6 protein-coding genes and 1 pseudogene are annotated in these 6234 nt (G+C 69.3%); 1 reads left to right on the forward strand and 6 read right to left on the reverse strand.

All coding sequences use genetic code 11. From position 1 onward, the window contains the following. Position 1 precedes the first annotated feature (1 nt). The 4 genes from E5A74_RS15275 to E5A74_RS15290 all read right to left on the reverse strand — a co-directional run bounded on the left by E5A74_RS15275 (position 2) and on the right by E5A74_RS15290 (position 4635). The gene (locus E5A74_RS15275) at positions 2–2167 is read right to left on the reverse strand and encodes a putative bifunctional diguanylate cyclase/phosphodiesterase (RefSeq protein ID WP_240699831.1); all 2166 of its coding nucleotides are present in this window, start codon (positions 2165–2167) and stop codon (positions 2–4) included. Between the two features lie 145 nt (positions 2168–2312). Then, positions 2313–3263 (reverse strand): cation diffusion facilitator family transporter, encoded by a 951-nt coding sequence (locus tag E5A74_RS15280; protein ID WP_135986458.1) that lies wholly within the window; start codon positions 3261–3263, stop codon positions 2313–2315. 134 nt (positions 3264–3397) lie between these two features. Beyond that, complete coding sequence (locus E5A74_RS15285; RefSeq protein WP_135986459.1) at positions 3398–3754, reverse strand: hypothetical protein; 357 nt, start codon at positions 3752–3754, stop codon at positions 3398–3400. A 137-nt stretch (positions 3755–3891) separates the two neighbouring features. Next, on the reverse strand, positions 3892–4635 hold the full coding sequence (locus E5A74_RS15290; RefSeq protein ID WP_135986460.1) for a Bax inhibitor-1/YccA family protein: 744 nt from the start codon (positions 4633–4635) through the stop codon (positions 3892–3894). 113 nt (positions 4636–4748) lie between these two features. On the opposite strand from E5A74_RS15290, the gene thpR reads away from it, so the two are divergent. Beyond that, positions 4749–5285 (forward strand): RNA 2',3'-cyclic phosphodiesterase, encoded by a 537-nt coding sequence (gene thpR / locus E5A74_RS15295; RefSeq protein WP_135986461.1) that lies wholly within the window; start codon positions 4749–4751, stop codon positions 5283–5285. 16 nt (positions 5286–5301) lie between these two features. Here thpR and E5A74_RS15300 read toward each other — a convergent pair whose 3' ends face one another. Both E5A74_RS15300 and E5A74_RS20950 read right to left on the reverse strand, forming a co-directional pair. Further along, positions 5302–5877: a hypothetical protein gene (locus tag E5A74_RS15300; protein ID WP_135986462.1), complete on the reverse strand. Its 576-nt coding sequence runs from the start codon at positions 5875–5877 to the stop codon at positions 5302–5304. Positions 5878–5997: 120 nt separating this feature from the next. After that, positions 5998–6234 (reverse strand): annotated as a pseudogene (locus E5A74_RS20950) (winged helix-turn-helix domain-containing protein); the annotation flags it as partial.

The following is a 6234-nucleotide window of genomic DNA, read 5'->3' on the forward strand; positions in this document are numbered from 1 at the left end:
GTCAGGCCGCGCGTCGTGCGCCCAACTGCGTGCGCAGCGCCGCGACCGCATCGGCCGGCACCGGCCGCGAGAAGAGATAGCCTTGCATTTGGTTGCACCCGGCAAGCGCGAGGAAGCGCTGCTGGTCGCCTGTCTCGACGCCCTCGGCGGTCACCGTCAGCCCCATCGCGTGGCCGAGCGTCACCACCGCGTGGATGATCGCCGCGGAATCCACCGTGTGCCCCAGATGCTGGACGAAGCTGCGGTCGATCTTGATCTTGTCGACCTCGAACTTGCGCAAATAGCTCAACGAAGAATAGCCGGTGCCGAAATCGTCGAGTGCGATCCGCAGCCCCGCCGCGCGCAGCTTGGCCAGCCCCGCGCTCACCAGCGCGTCGTCGTCGATCAGCACGCTCTCGGTCACTTCGAGCTCGAGCTGCTCGGGGCGCACGCCCGATTCGCGGATGATCGCCAGCGCGCGCTCGGCAAAACCCTGCGTGCGGAACTGCACCGGCGATAGGTTGATCGCGACGAACAATTCGGGCCAGCGCGCCGCGGCGGCGCAGGCTTCGCGCAGCGCCCATTCGCCCAGCGGCACGATCAGCCCGGTCTCCTCGGCGATCGGGATCACCTGCGCGGGCGGCAGCGGGCCGTACTCGGGATGAGTCCAGCGCATCAGCGCCTCGACGCCCACCATCGTGCCGTCGCCGCCGACCAGCGGCTGATAGTGCAGCGCCAGCCCCTCTCCGGTCGCCAGCGCAGCGCGGAGGTCCTCCTCGATCGCGCCGCGCAGCCGCACCGTGGCGTCCATCGTCACGTCGAAATGGCGATGGCAGTCGCGGCCCTCGCCCTTGGCGCTGTACAGCGCGATATCGGCCTTGCGCATCAGATCGACGCGGTCGGTGCCCGCCTCGGGCGCGCGCACCACGCCGATGCTCACCCCGACAAAGGCCTGGTTGCCGAGCACTTCGAACGGCGCGTGCACCGCCGTCAGGATTCGCGCGCACAGCCGGTCGACCGCGGCCGCATCGGCCAATCCGGGCAGCAGCACCGCGAACTCGTCGCCGCCCAGTCGCGCCACCGTGTCCTGTTCGCGCAGCAGCGCGGTCAGCCGGCTGCCGAACTCGCGGATCAGCGCATCGCCGGCCTGATGCCCGAACGTGTCGTTGACGTGCTTGAACCGGTCGAGATCGAGCAGCAGCAAGGTCGCCCCGGCCCCGCGCCGGGCGCGCGCCAACGCATGGTCGAGCCGGTCGTTGAACAGCGCGCGGTTGGGCAGCCCGGTCAGCGCGTCGTGGAAAGCGAGGTGCTGCGCCTGTGCGCGGCTGGTCTCGAGCTCGAGCCGGACGCGCAGATTGCGGCGGAGCAGCCAGAACAGCATCGCGCCGATGACCGCGAGCGCGACCAGCAGCGTCAGCGCCATGTGCCGCTCGACGGCATGGCCGGGACGAAAAGGCTGCCACTGGATATAGCCGATCACCTCGCCCCGCGTGGTGCGCAGCGGAATCGCCGCGCCGTCGCCCCGCACGATCGCGAAGTGCGCCGCGTCGATCCCATAGGTCGATGCGAGCTGGCGCAGGAAGCTGCCGTCGAGATAGCGGACGCTGACGTGCAGCGGCTCGGCCCCGGTGCGCTGCGGCACCGAGCCGGTCTCCGAGAGCAGCGGCTTGACGCTCACCACCGCGGGGCGGCCGCGGACCATCGCGATGCTCGACGCCCCCGGCGTCTGCTCGCGATCGTGCGCCGGACGCAGATCGCCCCGCGCCAGCTGTCCGCGAAGCTGCAGCGCCAGCGGCAGCGCCTGCGCCGCGATGCCGTCGAACTGCGCCGTCGCAAGGCGTCGGCCGTCGCGCATCGCATAGATCGGCCGCTCGTGCGCATCGAGCAGATAGGTCTCGTCATGCCCGTAATAGCTGTGGAACCACACGCCCAGATTCTGGTCGATCCAGTCGAGATCGAGCGGCGTCGTGCCGACGTGGCGGACGGCGTCGTCCCAATAGGTCGAAGCTTCCTGGTTGCGGCTGACATCGGCCACGGTCTCGGCGAGCGCGACCTCGGCCAGCCGCGCCTGGCGTTCGGCCGCGATCGCGTCCGATCCGCCGGTGGCGAAATGGAGCACCGCGCCGACCATCAGCGCGAGCAGCAACAGCGCCGCCGCCGTGGGAAGCACGACCGCGCGCAACTGCAAGCCACGAACCTTCGATCCGAACACGCGACCCTCACGACCAGGGAGCGGCTCCGCAGACGGGATGCTCCCCTCCCATCATAGAAGGCACGTCAGGAATTCGAACTTTTATACGTATATTCCGTAACTTAGGAAAAGCCTTCGCGGATCATCCCAGCGCCACCGCGGGTGCTGCGTCCTCGGCTTTTTCGGGGCGGATATAGATTGACGACAGCATCGGCAGCGTCGCCTTGAGCTCCTGCTCGATTCCCTCGATCAGCGTCTCGCCCGCGCCCATCGTCAGCGCGTCGTCGAAATCGGCGCTCACCGCGACGAAGATCCGGTCGGGCGCGGTGTGTATCGTGCGGACATGGTTGACCCGCACGATCCCCGGCTGCCGCGCGAGGATGGTGCGGACGCATTGCACCACTTCGGGATTGGCGCGCTCGCCGATCAGCAGGCCCTTGGCCTCGCGCGCGAGCAGCGTCGCCACTGCGGCGAGGATCAGGCCGATCACGATCGAGGCCGCACCGTCGATCCGCGGATCGTTCCACGCATGGCTCGCCCAGATGCCGATGCCGGCGACGAGCAGCCCGGCGAGCGCCGCCGAATCCTCGAACAGCACGATGAACCCGGCGGGATCCTTCGAGCGGCGCACCGCCTGCCACCAGCCCATCTCGCCCTTGCTCGCGGCGAATTCCTTGAGCGCGATGCCCCAGCTCGTGCCCTCCAGCCCCAGCGCGACGACGAGCACGATGTAGTTGACCAGCGGATCGCGCAGATGCTCGGGGTTCTGAATGTGCCGCCAGCCTTCATAGACCGACACGCCCGCGCCCAACCCGAAAATCAGGATCGCGACCACGAATGCCCAGAAATAGAGCTCGCGGCCATAGCCGAACGGATGCTCGGCGTCGGGCGGCCGCTTGGCGCGATGCTGGCCATAGAGCAGCAGCACCTGGTTGCCGCTGTCGACGAGGCTGTGGACGCCCTCGGTGAGCATCGACGACGAGCCGGTGATCGCCGCGGCGACGAACTTCGCGACGGCGATGCCCAGATTGGCGGCGAGCGCGGCGTAGAGGACGAGATTGGCGCGCCAGCCCGACGCAGGGGACGCGCCCATTATTCCCTGCCGGCGCGCCGCCCCCCCCCACCCCGGCGGAAGCCGGGGCGCGGAGTCGCGGGCGATGTCCTTGATCGTTCGGGACCCCGGCCTTCGCGGGGGCGCCGTGGAATGGCTGCGATGCCCACCCTGCCCTAGTCGAGGCCGAGCTTGTGCATCACCTTGCCGATGATGCCCTTGGTCCCCGCCGGTCCGGCGGCGAGCTTCTCCTCGGCCTTTTCGTCATAGCCCGAGCTTTCGGGGATCGCATGGCTGTGCACCGGCTGGGTCGATGCGGGCGGATCCGATGCATCCATCGATTCGTCGAGCGCGCGATCGAGCCGCGCCTCCTTGCTCTCGGGGTTGCGCTCGAGCCGCTGGGCGATCGATTCGTCGGTGCCGGCATCGGCCGACGTAACCGGACCCGGCCGCTCCGTGGCGGTCCCGGCGTCCTCGGGTCCCGGTGCCACCGACATTTTGTCCATCGCCGGGTCGATCGGGTTGGCAGTCATGTTTCACTCTCCTGAGCGTTGCCTGCCTGTAACGACTGTCTCGCGAGTCGCGTTCCCGCATCCGAAACATGCCGAACACAAAAACGGCCCGGCGGGAGTGCCGCCGGGCCGGGTTCGTTCGCGCCGTTCGGGATCGCTCAGTTGCGCGAGCTGCCGAACAGGCGGAGCAGGAACAGGAACATGTTGATGAAGTCGAGATAGAGGTTCAGCGCCCCCATGATCACGACCTTGCCGACCATCTCGGTGCCGGCGACATGCGCGTAGATGCTCTTGATCTTCTGCGTGTCATAGGCGGTCAGCCCCGCGAAGATCAGCACGCCGATCGCGCTGATTACCAGGTTCATCTCGCCCGAGCGGAAGAACAGCAGGTTGAGCAGCATCGCGACGATCAGCCCGACCAGGCCCATGATCAGGAAGGTGCCCAGCCCCGAAAGGTCGCGCTTGGTGGTGTAGCCGTAGAGGCTCAGCGCACCGAAGCCCGCCGCGGTGGCGAAGAACACCTGCGCGATCGAGGTCGAGGTGTAGACGAGGAAGATCGTCGAGAGCGAAAGCCCCATCAGCCCGGCATAGATCCAGAACAGCAGCTGCAGCGTCCCGGTCGACATGCGGCTCTGGCCGAAGCTCATCGCGAAGACCACCGCGAGCGGCGACAGCGTGATCAGCCAGCCGAGCCCCGAGGCGCCGCCGTTCGGATTGAACATCAGCTGCACCCAGCCGGTCTGCGAGAACAGCAACGCCACGACGCCGGTCAGCAGCACGCCCGACATCATGTAATTGTACACCGACAGCATGTAGGACCTGAGGCCCGCATCGAAATCGGCGCGCGACACGCCCGGTGCGTAGGCCGCTGCGCTCGGGCGGGGATCCGACCAATTTGCCATTATGAGCTCCTCTTGCCGGCACGTGCCGACTTGCGTCGAATATCGTTCCTGAAACGATCCTTTTCAAGCGAAACCGGCTGGGGATTAACCCCGATCCGTGGTTAAAGCGCGCCATGCACCGCCTCTTCGTCGGCCTCCGCCCGCCGCCCGCGATCCGCGCGCAGCTCCTCGCGCTGGCGGGCGGCGTGGTCGGCGCGCGCTGGCAGGACGATTCGCAGCTCCACGTCACGCTGCGCTTCATCGGCGAAGTCGAGCGCCCGCGCGCCGAGGATGTGGCGATCGCGCTGTCGAACATCCACGCGCCGCCGCTCGAGGTTGCGCTCGCCGGCGTCGGCCAGTTCGACAGCCGCGGCCGCCCCAACGCGCTTTGGGCGGGGCTGCGCCCGCACGATGCGCTCGCCGCGTTGCACCGCAAGGTCGATCAGGCGCTGGTCCGTTGCGGGCTGCCGCCCGAGGGCCGCGCCTATCTGCCGCACGTCACGCTGGCACGGATGAACGCGAGCGCCGGCACGACCGATCGTTTCCTCGAAGCGCATGCCGGCCTCGCCAGCGATCCCTTCGCGCTCGATCATTTCCTGCTGTTCGAAAGCACGCTCGGCCGCGAGGGCGCGCGCTACGAGGCGATCGAGCGCTATCCGCTGCGCGGCTGAGAGGTCTTCGGACCGGTCACGGTGCCGGCGAAGCGCACCGCACGCGGGCTTCGTAATCCCGCGCCATCGCGAGCAGGATCCCGACGGTGCGCGCATCGCCGACCGAGTCCGCCAGCCGCCGGCAGCGCGTCGCCTCGCTGCGCAGAAAGGCATGGTAGCGCGGATCGTCGCGCGCGATCAGCAGGTTGACCGCGCCGCCCAGCCGTTCCTCGTCGTCGAACCACGGCGTCGGATGCGGCGCGAGCGCGACGCGCGAGCCGTCGGGCCGCTCGGCGATCGCGGAGACGCCGCGCAGCCTGCGGCGCTCGCGGATCGCCACCGCCATCGGGCACGCCTCGGGCGGCAGATAGGCGCCCTGCGCGTCGTAGAGCCGATAGGTCACGCACCAGCGCGTCTCGCTCGCGGGCGGCTCGCAGCCGGCCAGTGCCGCCGCGGCGCGGTTATAGGCGAGGATGCGCCCCTCGGCGTCGGTCGCATAGGCGGCGACCGGGAGCGCCTCGAGCGTTCCGGCCAGCGCCTCGCCGCCCTGCCGCGCCGCCTGCACCGCGGTCTCGACCAGTCGTTCGGGATCGATCGAGGCGGAACCTGACACCAGTCGCCACTGCCCTTGCCGGTTGCGAGACCCCTGCTTGCTATCGGGACGCCGAAAATCTGACAATCGCCGGCGCGGCGCGGCAGGGTTCGAAAATGGGACGGTGGTGCCCGGCCCGGCTCAGCCGTCGCGCGCGAGGCGGCGCCGCGCGAGCAGCATCCCCGCCACCACGCCGCCGCCGAACAGCGCGCCCTCGAGCCCGCCCGCCACCGTCTGGCTGAGCAGGCCGAAGCCGGGCTCGCCGAACAGCGCGCCGATCGGATCGAGCCGCAGCCGCGAAGCGGGCACTTGCTGCGCGAGCAGCGCGAGGCTGCCGCCGAGCAGCCGCCCGCCGAGCAGCGGGATGGCGATCCCCGC

The sequence above is a fragment of the Sphingomonas naasensis genome, assembly GCF_004792695.1.
Taxonomy (GTDB): Bacteria; Pseudomonadota; Alphaproteobacteria; order Sphingomonadales; family Sphingomonadaceae; genus Sphingomonas; species Sphingomonas naasensis.